The sequence below is a fragment of the Bradyrhizobium sp. USDA 4486 genome (genome assembly GCF_054057995.1).
The window spans coordinates 3043126-3059003 of the sequence record NZ_JBSRZV010000001.1 but is presented as its reverse complement, the minus strand read 5'-3'; the positions used below and the strand labels follow the sequence as shown (position 1 = coordinate 3059003).

Genomic DNA, 15878 nt, shown 5'->3' with positions numbered 1-15878 from the left:
AATTGGTGAATGTCATGACTCACGTTGACACATTTGAAGCAGCCGCGGCTGGCTCCGCGACAGTAGATTCTTTGCCACCACAGTACACCAATCTCTTCCCCCTTGACGATCTCGACTACGTTTCCAGGACGAGGACGCTCGCGGAAAGCGATCTAACTGCGCTTCAAGCCGTTGCAGACTGGATCCGGACTTTCGTGGCCAGGCCACACAAAGATCTCGGCCGCGATGGCGCGGTGTGTCCCTTCGTCCCTGTGGCCCGCGAGTGCAAGACGATCTGGCTCGCTCCCGAGCGCATCACCAATCTGAGCGTGCCGAAAATCGTCCGGCTCGTGAAGGACAAGACGCTGTTCATGGACGCTCAGTCTTCGAACGGCCATGACGCACACCACAGATCGATCGTCCTGGTCTTCACCGATTTGCCGTCGGATCGTGCAAAGGATCTCTTCGACGACGTCCTGCAGCAGCTCGCCGTTCCGTCGTACGTGGAGGATGGACTTGTGCTGGGAGCCTTCTACGAACGCAACGAAGCGACAGCGATACACAGCTCCAGCTTCCGGCCGTTCACACCACCCGTACCATTTCTACTCATGAGGCCCGCGGTCATCAGCGACTGGAAGTTCTTCCTGGAAAGCGAGGACTGGCTCGATCGTTGGGCGCGTCGCTTTGGAGCGTCCGCTGTCCGGGCTCTTGCTGACGAACTACGGCAGTTGCCGTGGCGCAAGAGCCGCAGCTCGTTCTGACCGCCGAGAACAACAGGGAGAGTTTCCATGCTTAACGGAAAGACTGCGCTCGTCACTGGTGGGACCTCGGGCATCGGCTTGGCCACCGCCAAGCTGCTGCAAGCCAATGGTGCACGGATCGCCATTACCGGCCGCGAGTCCGACGCACTCGAGCGGGCGCGCACGCTCATCGGCGGCGATGTGCTGACACTGAAGACCGACGTGCTCTCTCGAGATGCCCTTCAAAAGATGGCGTCAGACGTGCGGCAAGCCTTCGGCGCGCTCGACGTGTTTTTCGCCAACGCAGGTGTAGCCTATGTCACGCCCTTGGCGGCCACCAGCGAGGCGCAATATGACAGCCTCATGGATACGAATGTCAGGTCCGTGTTCTTCTCGATTCAGGCGGTCGAACCGGTCATGCGCGAGGGCGGTTCGATCATCCTGAACACAGCCTGGTTGAATCAGGTCGGCGTTCCCGGTCGTGCCATCCTTTCGGCTTCGAAGGCAGCCGTCCGCTCGTTGGCACGCACATTGTCGGCCGAGCTGCTCGCCCGGCGCATCCGCGTAAACGCGGTCAGTCCAGGGCTGATCGAGACGCCCATTCTTCGCGGCGTGGGCCAATCCGAACATCCCGGTCAGACCGATGCCCAGTTCCGCGAGTATCTCGCAGGCGCCAGCAAGCTGATTCCGCTCGGGCGACTTGGAAAGCCCGACGAAATCGCCGCTGCGGTCCTGTTCCTCGCGAGCGATGCATCGAGCTATATGCTTGGATCGGAAATGGTCGTCGATGGCGGATTCGCCGAGCTTTGAGGGCGTCAAACACAGCACGAACGTACGAAAGGAATCGAACCCATGAGCCTCGCCACGGGAGCTCGCCGAAGAGACGTACCGCGGCCGCGCATTGAGAGCATGAGAAGCGAACCGGGCAGCCCGACACCAACTGGCCCGACCGGTACGCGGACCACATCGTTCCCGAGCAGACCGGCAAGAGCTCAGCCTGAGGAGACGCATGAAAGGCCAGACCTGCGGAGCTACTTAACCACTACCTAAAGCCGGTCCGGCGGGGATGCCAAATCGTGGACGTCTGGTGCTAGCTGCCATCTGACGGCAGGTCTCTCTTCAAATGCCTCTATTAAGCGGAGCGGTCGCGGATCGTCGGGGAGTTCCGCACAGGCGAGTCGTCAACGTGTACGCCGCCGCCAGTTGCTTGGGGTCTCCCCGGTCAGCTTCCTGAACGCCGCGGCGAACGCGCTCTGGGAGGTATAGCCGAGCGCGACCGCGATCGAGACAACCGATTCGTCGGTGTTGCGAAGCATGTTTTTGGCCTCCTCGAGCCGTTGCTCGCGCCGCCAGGCATGCGGGGAAAGCCCGGTGCTTTCCTTGAAGGCTCGGCAGAAGTGGAAGCGCGACAAGCCGGCGTCGGCAGCCAGCGCCGCGAGCGACACGTCCGCATCGTTGTCCGAACGCAGGCGCTCGATGGCGCGGCGCAACACTATCGGTGAGAGGCCGCCCAGCGTACGCTGGAACGTGGTCGGCACACCGACATGCGCTGCCAGCAGGCGCGTGGCCACGAGGTCCATCAGCTGATGCCTGAACAGTGTGTCCAGGGTGCCATTGGCGTCCATGGCGCCGGCCGCGGTCAGGAGCAATCGGGATGTAATAGGATCAGGATGCGCCGTTCGCTCCAGGAGATCGGTTGAGGTGGCGCTGCCGTGATCGCCTGCCACCCGCTCGAGCGTGGTGTGCGGAAGGTAGAGTTGTACGACGTCGACAGGCTTCGGAATATCCCACCGGGAGCTCGATCCTTCGGCAATTATGATCACGACTCCGGGGCGAAACGTGCCGATTGCAACCGCGCTTCCCGTCCGCCGCACTATGCGCTGCACCGTGCCGTTGTAGGCCATGATGACGTGATGGCTCATGGGCGCGACGACGTCGTGCAGCGGATCATGTTTCCAGTGGGCAATTCCGGCGCCGGAGGAATCCAAAGCCATGTGAATTGGCGTGGTCCGGAGCACCCGCGCCATTTCCGCACTAGGGTGAGGCCGCTCTGCATTGGCCGGAGTGGCTTGGCAGGCCTCAGGCGCAACTGACGCGTCCTCCAAGGAATCGCGCGAGAAGGGCTTGCTCATGAAATAAATGCTCGCCTCGCGGACTGCACGTTATGGGCCGTGACTCGGCCTGACTGGGTTGGGGGGATTGCGCACATCAGTGCGCGTCGGGTGCAGGGCGTGCAGAACCCTTGTTCCCGAAGGATGGGAAAATGTGTACAGTTTCCAGCGGAAAAGACCTTGCAGCCGGCCCGAATTGCGATTGAGTTTTCCTTGGCTTCTTGTCCAAGTAGGATCACAAGTGCCGTTTCTGTTCGAAGACTATCGCCTGGACGCCGACCGGCGCGAGCTCAAGCGAGGCTCCGAGCTCATCCCCGTTGGACCGAAGGTGTTCGACCTGCTGCTCTTCCTCGTCCGAAACCGCGAACAGGTCGTGACAAGGGACGATCTTCTGAAGGCGGTGTGGGAAGGACGCATCGTGTCCGAATCCACGCTGACTAGCCACGTCAATGCCGTGCGCAAGGCAATCGGGGACACCGGAAAAGAGCAACGCCTGATCCGGACGGTTTCTCGCAAAGGCCTCCGGTTTGTTGGCCAGATCACCGAGGAAGAATCGCCGACGCGAACCTTGGTCGCGGACCCGGGTCCGGAGGTTGGCGTTCCACGAGTAGAGAGCATCCAGGAGACAATCAGGGCCTTTACGGTCGATGCGGCTACTGGAGCGCGAGAGGCCGCGCCATTTCTCGCCGCCGCGGCAGAGAGTCCGCCTCCGCTGCCGGACAAGCCTTCAATTGCGGTGCTTCCGTTTCAGAACATGTCCGGCGATGTCGAACAGGAATACTTTGCCGATGGAATGGCCGAGGACATCATCACGGCGCTGTCCCGTTTCAAGGAGCCATTCGTCATCGCCCGAAACTCCAGCTTCACCTACAAGGCGCGGGCCGTCGACGTGAAGCAGGTGGGGCGTGAGCTCGGGGTGCGCTACGTATTGGAAGGGAGCGTTCGCAAGGTGGCAAACCGGGTGCGCATTACGGGACAGCTCGTCGATGCCGCCACCGGAGCGCATATTTGGGCAGATCGTTTCGATGGCGAGCTCGGCGACATTTTCGAGTTGCAGGACCAGGTGACCGAGAGCGTTGTCGGGGCGATCGCGCCCGCGGTGGAAAAAGCCGAGATCGAGCGCGCCAAGCGCAAGCCGACCGCCAGTCTCGACGCCTATGCCCTCTATTTGCGCGGTCTGGCCCAACTTCATCAGTTTGGCAACCAGCGAGCGAACGAGGAGGCATTGCGCCTATTCAAGCGTGCGATCGAGCTCGACCCGGAGTTCGCCTCCGCGTACGGTCGCGCAGCCTTTTGCTACCTCGTTGCCAAGATCAATGGCTGGATTCCAGACACGGCGAATGCGATCACCGAAGTGAAGAAGCTCGCCCAACGGGCAGTCGAGTTAGGCAAGGACGACCCGATCGCGCTCTCCGCTGGCGGGAATGCGTTGGCGTTTGTCGTTCGGGATCTCGGGGTAGGTGCCGGCTTGGTCGATCGCGCGCTTACGCTGAATTCCAATTTGGCCGAGGCATGGAATTTCGGCGGCTGGGTGAAACTCTGGCTCGGCGAGCCGGAATCGGCGATCGAGCGCTTCTCGCGTGCCATTCGCCTGAGCCCACTTGATCCTTGGCTGATGGCAATGCGAGCCGGAACCGCCTATGCACATTTCTTCTTGGATCGCTATGACGAAGCGGCACTATGGGCGACCATGGCGTTGCAGTGCAGTCCGGACTACGGACCGGGACTACGTATCACCGCCGCAAGCAACGCAATGGCCGGTCGGCCGGAGCAGGCACAGAAGGCAGTGGCTCGGCTGCGCGAACTCAGCCCCACGCTGCGCGTTTCCAATCTCAAGGACGCGATTGGCCCCTATCGACGTGCCGAGGACGTCGCGCGATATGAAGAAGGATTGCGGAAAGCAGGGCTGCCCGAATAATCATCCCAGCCAAGATGCTCGCCGCCAATCCTCCCGCGCGGATGTGCTCGAGTTGCGTTTCTCCCAAACTCGGCCGTGAGGTGGGGCGCGCCTCATGTCGTGGCTAACGTCAAGCGTGTGAGCCAACTGGCGTTTGTTACCGCCGCGGCAAGTCCGCTTTCGAGAAGTCGGATTCCTCCGCGGGATGGGTCGTCTGCAAGGCGTCGATGGCATGCGCCGCGAAAATACTTGTGCTGACCATTGCGAGGATGGTTATCAACATCTTGATGGATCCACGTTCATTATGAGTTCCCAAGAAAGCGGCTATTGTCGGGGGAGAAGCGCGAAGCGCATCTTCACGCTGGAATGCTGCCGGGCCCCGCTATGTTTGAAGCCCGTGCCTGTTCACTCGCGCCTATCGCGCGGTCCAACCGCCATCGACGGAAATCGCCGTGCCGGTGATCTGGTCTGCCGCCGCCGAACACAGGAAAGCGACCGTGCCGCCGAGTTGCTCGGGAGATGCGAACTCAAGGGACGGTTGCTTCTCCGCGAGAAGCTCCTCGGTCGCTTGCTTCTGACTGATGCCCCGCTGCGTGGCGATGTCGCTGATCTGCTTCTCGACAAGGGGCGTTCGCACCCAGCCGGGGCAGACCGCGTTGCAGGTCACGCCGCTTCCGGCGGTCTCGAGGCCGACCACCTTGGTGAGGCCAACGAGGCCGTGCTTGGCGGCCACGTAGGCAGCTTTGTGGGTCGAGGCGACGAGGCCGTGCGCAGAGGCGATGTTGACGACACGCCCCCAACGCTGCTGCTTCATCTGCGGTACGGCCGCCGCGATTCCATGGAATGCCGCCGACAGATTGATATCGAGGATGGCCTGCCACTTGGCGGCCGGGAATTCATCAACCGGTGCGGTAAACTGGATGCCGGCATTGTTGACGAGGATGTCAAGACGCCCGAATTTTTCGATCGTCGCGTCGATCAATCCGCGAACGGCCTCGCCCTTCGACATGTCGGCGCCATCGTAGATGCAGCGCACGCCGTGATCGCGCTCCATGCCGCTGCGGATGTTTTCGATCTCATTCGCGTCGCCGAAACCGTTGAGCACGATGTCGGCACCGAGCCTGGCGAGCTCTCTGGCGATTCCAAGTCCGATGCCGCTGGTCGATCCGGTGACGATGGCTACTTTGCCCTTCAACATGGCAGATTCCTTTCAATGTCGATCTTGCAGTGGAAGCTTGCGGTCCGTCCGAATGGCCTGCAATTCAATCGTCGGTCGATTCGTTCGCTTCTGACTCGCGTTCGAGACGATCAGCACGGGAGGTTCGTCGTACCCGTTCCGACTGCTGTAGAAGATGAGCGCCATGAGCCCGCATCCGACGACGAGCGAGAACAGCACGCCGGCAGCCATGGCGACGTAGCCGGCTGCCGAAACCTCGATCCCGTCAGCAAGCGTCCAGCCGACGTAGGCGACGAAATCGGTCGCCACCAGGAGCAGGACGAGCACCAGGATGATCGTCCATGAGGCGGCGCCGGAACGTGCCGGCGCAGATCGCCCGGGCGGTGGACGAAGCTCCGTCGTGACGTTCTGCTCGGGAGCGTCGGAAAGGGTCGGCATGGTGTTCTCCTGATCAAAGGGCGACGCGAAAGATCAATCGCGGCGATGGATGTCGTGGGTGACGATGCCGAGCTCGGGCGGCGGCGGATCGAGGCGCCGTTCGTTCGCGAGCGTGCGGCGGATGTCTTCCAACCCGCTCTGCCAGTGGGCGCGCATCGCGCTCAGTCCGAATTCGTAGTCCCTCGAATGACCTTCGTGGAGCTTGGTCTGGTAGATCAGGTGGATGATGTTGTGGGAGCGATGGCGAGCCATATCCGCGATCGCGCGGATTTCCGGATCCTTTTTGGCGGCCTCCGGCAGTCGCTCGATCACCCGCTGCAGCGCCTGACGCATTTTCTGCATGCGCAGCGCCTGGTCGGTGACGGCGCGCGTGCGGCTCGAATATTGAATGTCTTTCTGGCGGCTCGATACCCCCATCATGTCGTAGGGAACGCGGCCTCTGGCCGACCAAAGGTCGATCTGGAACGTCAGAGTGTCGCGGGGGTCGCCGGACAGCACGCGCGACAGAGGCGTGTTGGAGACCACGCCACCGTCCCAATAGTGCTCGCCTTCGATCTCGACGGCGGGGAATCCCGGCGGCAGCGCGCCCGAGGCCATGAAGTGCCTCGGGCAGAGCCGGCGTTCGGCGGTGTCGAAATACGTCAGGTTGCCGGTGCGAACGTTGACCGCGCCGACGCTGACGCGCACCTCGCCGGAATTCAGCCGGTCAAAATCGACGAGCTTCTCCAGCGTCCGGTGCAAGGGCGCGGTGTCGTAGAAGCTGGTCGCCGCATCGCCCGAGAACGGCGAGAAAAGCGGCGAGGGAAAGCGCGGCCGAAAGAAGCCGGGCTGACCCTGAACCAGGGCCCGCATCGCCGCCAGTGCATTGCGGATCGAGTGTATGTCGAAGGCAAAAGGCAGGGCATCGGCCAGTCCTTCTCCCGCCGGCCATTCGATCGACTGGGCGCAGATGATCTCCCAGAACTCGCGCAGCCGTTCCACGCGCTCTTCTTCCGGGGAGCCTGCGATGATGGCAGCGTTGAGTGCGCCGATCGAAATGCCGGCCAGCCAGTTCGGCCGGATCCCGGCCTCGTGCAGGCCCTCATAGACGCCGGCCTGATAGGCGCCGAGCGCGCCGCCGCCCTGCAGGACCAACGCCACGACGTCGTAGGGCAGCGACCGGGTCTGCTGCGCTACCGGATGGGTCTGTTCGCGCATCACGTTCAACATTGCGGGGCTCCTTGCACGGTGCGGACTGTTCAACCGGCGTCGGCTTCGATCAGGATTTCGGAAATGGTCTCCCGCGAGCGCGCCACCGCCGCCGGACTGAGATAGTCGTGGACCACGGTGCCGAGCCCGAGGGTAAGATCGGCAACGACGTGCTTGGCCGACAGCACCTGCAGCACCGGCAGCTCAGCGACGGGTGCAAGCGCATGCGAGTGGAGGTCGAGAGCAGCCGGCCCGGTCCACGCGCCCTTCACGGCGATATCCTCGCAGTGGTAGCGGACCAGCTCGCAGATGCGCGCCGTGCCGTCGACATGGGGGATGATCTTGAGCAGGAAATTCGGCGCGGCGAGTTTCTTTGCCTCGGTCGCGGCGTCGAGGGCGCGATGCTTGTAGCCCATCGTGCCCGTTGCGATCCGCACCGAGCCGTAGTTCAGCGTGCCGACCAGCGTGTCGATCTCGACGGCGAGCTTGGGCTGCGCCAGTTTCTTGGGAAACCCCCATAGCTCGCGTCCGCCGGCGATCGGCGGATGATCGTTGAGGAACATCTGGTGGACGAAGCTACCGGCTTGGCCGCGAAACGAGACAGGGATGACCTGGCCGCTTTCGGTGTAATCGCCGAAGCCGGTGGAGTCGGGCATCCGGATGAATTCGTAGTTCACCACCGGCTCGGTCACTTCCAGCGGCTCGGGCACGATCCGGCGCAGGGCCTCCGGATCGGTGCGGTACTGGATGATGAAGTATTCGCGGTTGACGAAGCGATAGGGGCCGGGCGGAAAGGCCGGGTTCGTCAGCGGCATGGCGAACGCCCCCGCATGCACGGTGTCGTGTTTCATCGTCCTCGAGCTCCAGTTTGATGTAATTGAGGGTGCCGCGCTCCGCGTCTCGAAGCGCCGCACGATAGGTGTCAGTAGTCCCAGTTGACCGGCAGACAGCGAAACACCTCGCCGTCGACCTTCACATGGCAGATGCACGGGAACGACAGGTGGGTGGCCAGCAGCAGTTCGCCGCTCTCCGCCATCTCCCGCAACAGACGGACCCGGACGCGGGCCGCCTCCATCGGGTCGTGCTCGAAGCCGTTGTGCACGTCGGGGTGGTCGAACCCGACCTGGAATACGGCATCGCCGGCGAACGTCAGCCGATCGCCGCCGGAGTTGAGGCGGACCACACAGTGGCCGGGGGTGTGGCCACCGGTGCGCTGGGCGACGACGCCCGGCGCGATTTCAGCGCGGTCGTCGAACGTCCGCAGATAAGTGCGGTATTCGCGCAGGAACTTCTGCGCGGTCGATTCAAGCACCTGCGGAAAACCCTCCGGCATGGAGACGAGCGAGAAATCGGGCTTCGCCCAGAACTTGACCTCGGCTGCGGCCACGTGGATACGCAGGTCCGGTCGAAGCTGCTCCTTCACCCCGTCGACGAGCAGCCCGCCGACATGGTCCATGTGCAAGTGGGTCAGCACCACGTCGGTCAGGTCCGCAAGATCGATGCCGGCGGCCTCCAGTCGATGGGTCAACTGTCCGGCCTTCGGCAGGTTCGAGTTCACTCCCGCCCCGGTGTCGACCAGGATGGTTCGGCCGCCGCTCCGCACCACAAGCACGTTCAGCGGCCAATCGAGCATTTCCGGCGGCAGCATTAGCTGGTCGATCACGGCCTGCCGGGGAGCCGGGTCGGCCGTAGCGACCAACACATTGGTTGGCAGATGCAGAACTCCATCGCTGATCACCAGGACGTCGATGTCACCGATTTTCAGCGCGTAGCGCGACGGAACCAGCTCGTCGTGCATCGGTTTGCCAAGGCGTGAGGCGGGGGATGTGTGGTCTCGGTTCATGTGTTTCTCTCCTCTTTGATGGAAAAGCTGCTGGCTGGTGCTGGTTGAGCGGGCTGCGCAGCAAGCGCGGAGCGCGGCCCGCTTCGCGTGAAGGCTCTAGAGGAAGCCAGTCACATCAGTCACACGTTCGGGATCGGCCACAGCGAGCGCAGCGGCACGCTCTGCTTTCGGCGGATAGATCCAGACGGTGTTGATCTCCTGCTTGGTCTTCTTGGCGACATCGCCGACCATGGCCACCTTGCGTTCCCAGCCGGTCGTGAAGAGCGCACCGGCCTCGCCAAGGTCCAGGCAGGTCACGTATCCCTTCTGGTGATAGCATTTGGTCGGAACGCCCAGCAGCTCCGCGGCAGCGTTATTGCCCGCGAACGCGCCCATCCGCGTAGCGTGCTGGCAAGACATCAGCGCGTAGTTGCCTTCATTGTCGCAGGCGGCGCGCGCGGCGTCACCCGTGGCGAAGACGCCGTCCACTCCCGGTACGCGCAGATCGCGGTCCACCAGCAGCCGGCCGAAATTGTCGCGCTGGGCAGGAATTTGCTGGCTCAAGGGCGCAGCGCGAATGCCCGCTGCCCAGATCACGGTCTCGCTTTCGATGTGCTCGCCGCTGGAGAGCGTGACGCCGGACTCGTCGAGCGAGGCGACGCCGGCGCCGAGCCGGGTCTCCACGCCGAGCTTGCGCAGGGCGTCCTCGATGACGGGGCGGGCCCCTTCACCCATGTCGGGGGCGATCGCAGCATTGCGGTCGACGATGATGACCCGCGGCTTGGCCTCTTTGCCGAAGATCTCGCGCAGCCGCGCCGGCATTTCGGTTGCGGCCTCGATGCCTGTGAAACCGCCGCCCGCCACGACGACGGTGTCGCGGCCGTTCACGGCCGGCCGCTTGGCGAGGCCCTTCAGGTGCTTGTCGAGCGCCACCGCATCATCGAGCGAGTCGACGGCAAAGCCGTGCTCGGCGAGCCCCGGGACCTTCGGACGAAATAGTTTGCTGCCGGTGGCAACGACCAGGCGCTCGTAGGACAGCGTCTTTAGCGGTCCCTTGCTAGTTGCGATCTGCACCGTGCGGGACTTGGTGTCGACCGTCTCGGCGCTGCCCTGCACGTACTTGACGTCTACCGCGTTGAGGACGTCGAGCAGCGGCGCCGTCAAGGTCTCGGGCTTCGGCTCGTACAGCCGCGGACGGACGACGAGGGTCGGCTCCGGCGAAACCAGCGCGATCTCGAGCTCTTCCGGCGAAACGCCCTGGATGTCGCGCAGGCGAGCGGCGGAGAGGGCGGCGTACATGCCGGCGAAGCCGGCGCCCATGATGACTAATCTCATGTCTTTGCTCCTTGGTTTGGACTTCCGAAAGTCCGCGCGCTACCGCCGCCACTCTTCACCAAGGGCGGCGATCGACGACGACGCGAAGGCGTGAAACGAGGGCGTCAGCCCGTTATGGGGGGAGGCACTCCGGCGAGCGCGCTGACATCGGAGACTTGAGCGACCAGCCTTGTCGAAGAACGACGGGCTGAGCCGAGCCCAGAACCCAATCCTGGTAGGGCAGCGAAGGGCGGTCCCGAGTCGTGATGGAGATCGCGGGATAGGTTCTCTGCAGGGATTGTACCGGGATCTCCACCTCTTCGCCGGTTGCCGAGGTGAACCGCACGGCCAGCGAAAGTCCGTACACGACCGCTGTGGCAAGGCCGCGCCGGCGTGAGGTGATTGCAAGCTGGTTGACCAAGGTGTTCCGGATCATGGTCGATCTCCATCGGCGTTCGTTGGACGGTGATGGTGTAGTCCACGGCGCGCTGCGCTGCCCCAGAGGGATTGCCGTAGCTGTCGAGCGATTGCTGCTAATGAACGCGTTTGCGCCGGTCGCTGGGGACAGCGTCGGATGCCAGCCAGGGCTGATGCTTGGCGCGCCACTTCGGGCCGGGGCCGCGCATGTAGTGCAGCTCGGGCCGGTAGCTGTCTCGAATGTCCATGACCAGGTTACGCACGACGCGGGCGAAGTCGGAAACCGTCTCGGCCGTCTTGCTGGCAAAGCCGGAGATTGCGGACCAGTGTGAGAAACTCAGAGCGATCGCACGGGAATCGACGGTGCTCTTGCGGATCATCGTTCTTCTCCATCCGGTTGGATGTGGGCATTGCGATGATCTAGCGGATCTGAGCTGCGGCCGCCCCAGAGCGATTGCCGTGCCTGTAGAGCGATTGCTGCCAAGTAATGTGCCTGCGGCAATTGCTCGGGTTGCGGTCACCTGCTGAACTTGACGTCGAACGCGGCCGCCGAGGAACGGCCGAGTGCGGCTGCGATTGGGACGATCTTCTCGTCGGTATCACGCAGCATGTTCATGTGCCGCGGGGGCGTAGCTGGTTTCGAAGGTCCAGGCGTCCTTGGGCTGGCTGTAGAGATGCCAGAACTGCTCGGCCACCGCCGAGGCCTCCTTCGATTCCGGAGACACAAGGGTGCAGACGGTCACCGTCGCGACGTGAATTCCCTTGTCCCGGAACGGTTCGAAAAGCGCCTGGGCCAAGGCGCGAATGCCGGCCTTGCCGATGCTGATCGAAAGAAAGTCCGCGCTGGGAGCGAGCGCGAAACCGCCGCCCGTCAACAGGATCGCACCCGAACCTTGCTCTTCCATCTTCGGAGCGACAGCTTGCGCCGCGACGAGCGCACCTCCGATGTTCAGGGCGAGATCATAGTTGAAGCTGTCGCGAGGCTGTTCGGACAGAGTCGCCTTGCGCGCGGAGGCGGCGTTGTAGTGCAGGACATCGATCGAGCCGTGCTGCTTCTCGACTTCAGCGACCAGCTCGGCGATGCCCTTCGGATCGCTCGAATCCACCTGTCGCGCGTCCGCCTTGTACCCTTTCCTTGTCAATCTCTTGGCCAGCTCCTGCGTCTTGGCCACGCTGCGGGCGGCCAAAACCACCTGGAAACCTTCTTTGGCGAACCGTTCGGCGGTCGCGAAACCCATTCCCGGGCCCGCGCCGATGCTCAGAAATGTCTTCATCGCCTGTCTCCCTTCGACGCTGCACTTGAAACGGGTGAGACCACGCTTGCCCAAACCATCAAGATATGCGTCTCCGCCAATCGCTGGGGGTTTCGCCGGTCAGCTTCCTGAACGCCGCGGCGAAGGCGGTCTGAGTGGAATAACCGAGCGCGGCAGCGACGGAGACGATCGACACCTCCCTATCGCGCAGCATGTTCATGGCTTGCTCGAGCCGGTGCTGGCGCAGCCAGGCGTGCGGCGAGAGCCCGGTGCTTTCTTTGAAGGCGCGGCAGAAGTGGAAGCGCGACAGGCCGGCGTCGGCAGCAAGCGCCGCAAGCGAGACGTCCGCATCGCTATCCGAACGCAGACGTTCGATAGCGCGCGCCAGTACCTTGGGCGACAGCCCGCCCATGACCGGCTGGAACGTTGCCGGCGAGCCGGCGTGCGCGGCGAGCAATCGCGTGGCCAGAAGATCGCTCAGTTGGTGCCTGAACAACGAATCCAGCGCGGCGCAGCCTTCCAGGGCGTCCGCCGCGCTCAGCAGCAATCGGGCTGTAATGGGGTCCGGATGCGCCGTTCGTTCCACAAGGTCGCCGGGAGCCGCCGTTCCGGCTTCCTGCGCAACGCGTTCCAGCGTTGTCTGCGGAAGGTAGAGGTGGACGACGCTCAAGGGCTGGTAGATATCCCAGCGGGAGGATGAACCCGCCGGAATGACCGTTACGGTCCCGGGACGCGTCATTCCGTTCAGGAACGCTTTTCCGTCGCGGCGTTCGAACCGAACCGGCTCGGCGAGAAAAGCCATGATCACATGATCGACCATCGGCTTGACGACGTCGTGCAGGGGATCATGCCTCCAGAAGGTGATCACGCCGCTGGACGGATCCGAAGCCATCTGCAGCGGCGCCATCTTGAGCACGCGCGCCATTTCTTCATCGGCGTGAGGGCGCTGCTCGCCTAGCGGCAAATCGTGCAGCTGCGCCGGAGTCGCGCCTTGCTTCTGCCCAATATCTCGCAAGCGCGGACCGCTCATGGACCGTCCTCGTCGTTGAGGCGCAACCTGATCGAGCTTTCGATCTCCGTTCTAGCCGTTGTCCGGCCCGGCGTCCTGCCTAAATTCGCCGCGGATTTCAATTCTGAACGGTCGTTGTGCTCTGCAGACGCCCAAAGTCGCATTCTGCCGTTGCCGCGGCGGCGCAGGGGCGCCGTCGCACAAGGCACCGCGCAGGAGATGGTCAGCACCGCAGACGTTCTTGGTTGTCATTGAGCACTGTGAAGCTCTGACGAAGGCTGACGACGCATTCTAGCAACGATAGTCCCACCGTCATCATGCAGGGAAATGAGAATCCAGCGCACATCTTAACAGCAATATCTCTACGACCGCCTCAATCGCTCTGGGGCAGGCGCACGCTCGATCCCTTAAGCAGTGGCCCTACCAAACAGATGGAGATGACAATGGCTTGGGTCGAAATCGGAGGCGGATCATGATGCTGGGTATGAGCTTGGCGACGTTCACGATCGTCCACGTGATCATCAGCCTGGTTGCAATCGCGGCGGGCCTCGTCGTGATGTTCGGGATGTTCGGCTCGAAGCGGATGCCGAACCTCACCGCTGTTTTCCTTACAGCCACCATCCTGACCAGCGTCTCGGGGCTTCTGATTCCGCCGCTGCTGTTCGAGAAGCCGTTGCCGTCCCATTTGATCGCGATCCTCTCCCTGGTTCTGCTGGGGGTCGCGTGTTTGGGGCTTTACGGCATGAAGCTCGCCGGTTCTTGGCGCTGGATCTACGTGCTCACCGCGCTCCTCTCGCTTTATCTTAACGTCTTCGTGCTGGTCATCCAGTCCTTCCTGAAAGTACCGGCATTGCATGCGCTGGCGCCAAGCGTGCCGCCGGCCGAGCCACCGTTTGCCATCGTGCAGGGCATTGTGCTGGCATCCTTCGTGGTCGTGATCATCGGCGCGATCCGGCGCTACCGCCCGGCGCCGGCTGCCGCCGACATCCGCCCCCGAAGCGATCTGACGCCGGCATCTTGGGGCACGCGCTCCCTCTCAACGCGCAAATGAGTCGTTCGGCCGGCTGCCGATTGATCAGCCTTGTTGACTGATTGCGGACCGCCGGCAAAGCCTCGCGTATGGTATCGTCGATGCGACCAGGTGAGCCCCATCGCGCTTCTCGCCCGGCGCAGCAGCGCTCGCGACAACTGCGATGCGCCCATGATTGCCTGAAGCTGAAAGCTGACCACGTCTAACGATAACGGAGGATCACCATGAAGATCGTCGTGATCGGCGGTACCGGCCTGATCGGTTCGAAGACCGTCGCCATTCTGCGTCAGGGCGGCCATGAGGTCGTGGCCGCCTCGCCCAAGAGCGGCGTTAACACGATAACTGGGGAGGGGCTCACGGAGGCCATGACGGGCACGAAGGTAGTGATCGACCTCGCCAACTCGCCCTCATTCGAAGACAAGGCGGTGCTGGAATTCTTCGAGACCTCCGGCCGCAACCTTCTCGCGGCGGAGGCCGCAGCGAACGTCCGGCACCATGTCGCGCTGTCGATCGTCGCGACCGACCGGACCGACAACGGCTATTTCCGCGCTAAGGTCGCCCAGGAGAAACTGATCGAGACCTCTAGCATACCGTACACCATCGTCCGCGCGACGCAGTTCATGGAATTCCTCGGCGGCATCGCCGATTCCAGCGTGGATGGCAACAAAGTCAGGCTCCCGCCCATCCTGTTCCAGCCGATCGCGTCGGACGACGTTGCCGCTATGGTTGCCGATGTGGCGCTCGCGCCACCGCGTGGCGGCATCGTGGAAATAGCCGGGCCGGAACGAGCTCCGTTCAACGAGATCATCGCCCGCTATCTCAAAGCGGTGGGCGATGCGCGCGAGGTCGTGAGCGATCCCGAGGCCGGATACTGGGGCGGCCGGGTCAGCGAGCACTCGCTTGTGCCGCTCGGCGAGGCGCGCCTCGGCCGTATCGGTCTGGACGAGTGGCTCCGCCGCTCGAAGGCAGCGGCCTGATCTCAACGGGAGGAACACCAGTTCTCTCAGGAGCGGATCCGGACCGACGAACTAAGGGGCGACGACCATGACGATCAAACTCGCTGCGTTGGCTCTTCTGTGCCTCACGGCCAGCACCGCGCTGGCTCGGAGCCCAAGGTCACGGCACTGATGTCTAAGGATCTTGCGGAGAGCCCCGGCAGGGAAGCTCTGATGATCACGGTCGAGCACGCGCCCGGCGGCTCGAGCGCGATGCATCGGCACAATGCCCATGCGTTTGTTTACGTGCTCGAGGGCTCGGTCGTGATGCAGCTGAAGGGCGGACAAGAGGTGACGCTGACGCCGGGACAGTCCTTCTATGAAGGCCCTTCTGACGTTCATGTAGTCGACCGGAACGCAAGTGCCACCCAGCCCGCGAAATTCCTGGTGCTCTTGATCAAGGACAAGGGCGCCCCGGCGCTGGTACCAGCACAATGATCGTACGTGCCCCAAGTGCACCAAACTGACTGCGGGAAAGGCCTGCCTGATTGACGCGGCCTTCGCGAAG

17 protein-coding genes are annotated in these 15878 nt (G+C 63.1%); 6 read left to right on the top strand and 11 right to left on the bottom strand.

The window, feature by feature from the left end; genetic code table 11:
• The first annotated feature begins 14 nt into the window (after positions 1–14).
• Together ACVWY3_RS15125 and ACVWY3_RS15120 are read left to right on the top strand one after the other, a co-directional pair.
• Positions 15–740: a DUF6875 domain-containing protein gene (locus tag ACVWY3_RS15125; RefSeq protein ID WP_456839158.1), complete on the top strand. Its 726-nt coding sequence runs from the start codon at positions 15–17 to the stop codon at positions 738–740.
• Between the two features lie 27 nt (positions 741–767).
• The gene (locus ACVWY3_RS15120; protein WP_456839157.1) at positions 768–1529 is read left to right on the top strand and encodes an SDR family oxidoreductase; all 762 of its coding nucleotides are present in this window, start codon (positions 768–770) and stop codon (positions 1527–1529) included.
• Between the two features lie 371 nt (positions 1530–1900).
• Here the strand turns inward: ACVWY3_RS15120 and ACVWY3_RS15115 are convergent, their stop codons facing one another.
• On the bottom strand, positions 1901–2851 hold the full coding sequence (locus ACVWY3_RS15115) for a helix-turn-helix transcriptional regulator (protein ID WP_456839156.1): 951 nt from the start codon (positions 2849–2851) through the stop codon (positions 1901–1903).
• A gap of 220 nt (positions 2852–3071) precedes the next feature.
• Between ACVWY3_RS15115 and ACVWY3_RS15110 the strand changes: the two genes are divergently transcribed.
• Positions 3072–4748: a winged helix-turn-helix domain-containing protein gene (locus ACVWY3_RS15110; protein ID WP_456839155.1), complete on the top strand. Its 1677-nt coding sequence runs from the start codon at positions 3072–3074 to the stop codon at positions 4746–4748.
• 394 nt (positions 4749–5142) lie between these two features.
• Here ACVWY3_RS15110 and ACVWY3_RS15105 read toward each other — a convergent pair whose 3' ends face one another.
• The 10 genes from ACVWY3_RS15105 to ACVWY3_RS15060 form a co-directional block, all read right to left on the bottom strand.
• Positions 5143–5925: a 3-hydroxybutyrate dehydrogenase gene (locus ACVWY3_RS15105; RefSeq protein WP_456839154.1), complete on the bottom strand. Its 783-nt coding sequence runs from the start codon at positions 5923–5925 to the stop codon at positions 5143–5145.
• A 12-nt stretch (positions 5926–5937) separates the two neighbouring features.
• Complete coding sequence (locus ACVWY3_RS15100) at positions 5938–6342, bottom strand: hypothetical protein (protein WP_456839153.1); 405 nt, start codon at positions 6340–6342, stop codon at positions 5938–5940.
• A gap of 33 nt (positions 6343–6375) precedes the next feature.
• Positions 6376–7551, bottom strand: a complete 1176-nt coding sequence (locus tag ACVWY3_RS15095) for a DUF3734 domain-containing protein (protein ID WP_456839152.1) — start codon at positions 7549–7551, stop codon at positions 6376–6378.
• A gap of 29 nt (positions 7552–7580) precedes the next feature.
• A complete protein-coding gene (locus ACVWY3_RS15090) occupies positions 7581–8381 on the bottom strand; it encodes an acetoacetate decarboxylase (protein ID WP_456839151.1) in 801 nt (266 codons plus the stop codon).
• 71 nt (positions 8382–8452) lie between these two features.
• The gene (locus ACVWY3_RS15085) at positions 8453–9373 is read right to left on the bottom strand and encodes an MBL fold metallo-hydrolase (protein ID WP_456839150.1); all 921 of its coding nucleotides are present in this window, start codon (positions 9371–9373) and stop codon (positions 8453–8455) included.
• Positions 9374–9469: 96 nt separating this feature from the next.
• Positions 9470–10687 carry an NAD(P)/FAD-dependent oxidoreductase gene (locus tag ACVWY3_RS15080; protein WP_456839149.1) on the bottom strand — a complete coding sequence of 406 codons (1218 nt, stop codon included), beginning with the start codon at positions 10685–10687 and terminating at the stop codon, positions 9470–9472.
• 112 nt (positions 10688–10799) lie between these two features.
• Complete coding sequence (locus ACVWY3_RS15075) at positions 10800–11102, bottom strand: hypothetical protein (RefSeq protein ID WP_456839148.1); 303 nt, start codon at positions 11100–11102, stop codon at positions 10800–10802.
• Between the two features lie 97 nt (positions 11103–11199).
• Positions 11200–11463: a hypothetical protein gene (locus ACVWY3_RS15070; RefSeq protein ID WP_456839147.1), complete on the bottom strand. Its 264-nt coding sequence runs from the start codon at positions 11461–11463 to the stop codon at positions 11200–11202.
• 219 nt (positions 11464–11682) lie between these two features.
• The gene (locus ACVWY3_RS15065) at positions 11683–12357 is read right to left on the bottom strand and encodes an SDR family NAD(P)-dependent oxidoreductase (protein WP_456839146.1); all 675 of its coding nucleotides are present in this window, start codon (positions 12355–12357) and stop codon (positions 11683–11685) included.
• 58 nt (positions 12358–12415) lie between these two features.
• Complete coding sequence (locus ACVWY3_RS15060; RefSeq protein ID WP_456839145.1) at positions 12416–13366, bottom strand: helix-turn-helix transcriptional regulator; 951 nt, start codon at positions 13364–13366, stop codon at positions 12416–12418.
• A 451-nt stretch (positions 13367–13817) separates the two neighbouring features.
• On the opposite strand from ACVWY3_RS15060, the gene ACVWY3_RS15055 reads away from it, so the two are divergent.
• The 3 genes from ACVWY3_RS15055 to ACVWY3_RS15045 all read left to right on the top strand — a co-directional run bounded on the left by ACVWY3_RS15055 (position 13818) and on the right by ACVWY3_RS15045 (position 15808).
• Positions 13818–14396 (top strand): hypothetical protein, encoded by a 579-nt coding sequence (locus ACVWY3_RS15055; protein WP_456839144.1) that lies wholly within the window; start codon positions 13818–13820, stop codon positions 14394–14396.
• Positions 14397–14599: 203 nt separating this feature from the next.
• Positions 14600–15352, top strand: coding sequence for an SDR family oxidoreductase (locus ACVWY3_RS15050; protein WP_456839143.1), 753 nt, complete (start codon positions 14600–14602; stop codon positions 15350–15352).
• A 150-nt stretch (positions 15353–15502) separates the two neighbouring features.
• The gene (locus ACVWY3_RS15045) at positions 15503–15808 is read left to right on the top strand and encodes a cupin domain-containing protein (RefSeq protein WP_456839142.1); all 306 of its coding nucleotides are present in this window, start codon (positions 15503–15505) and stop codon (positions 15806–15808) included.
• The last annotated feature ends 70 nt before the right edge of the window (positions 15809–15878 follow it).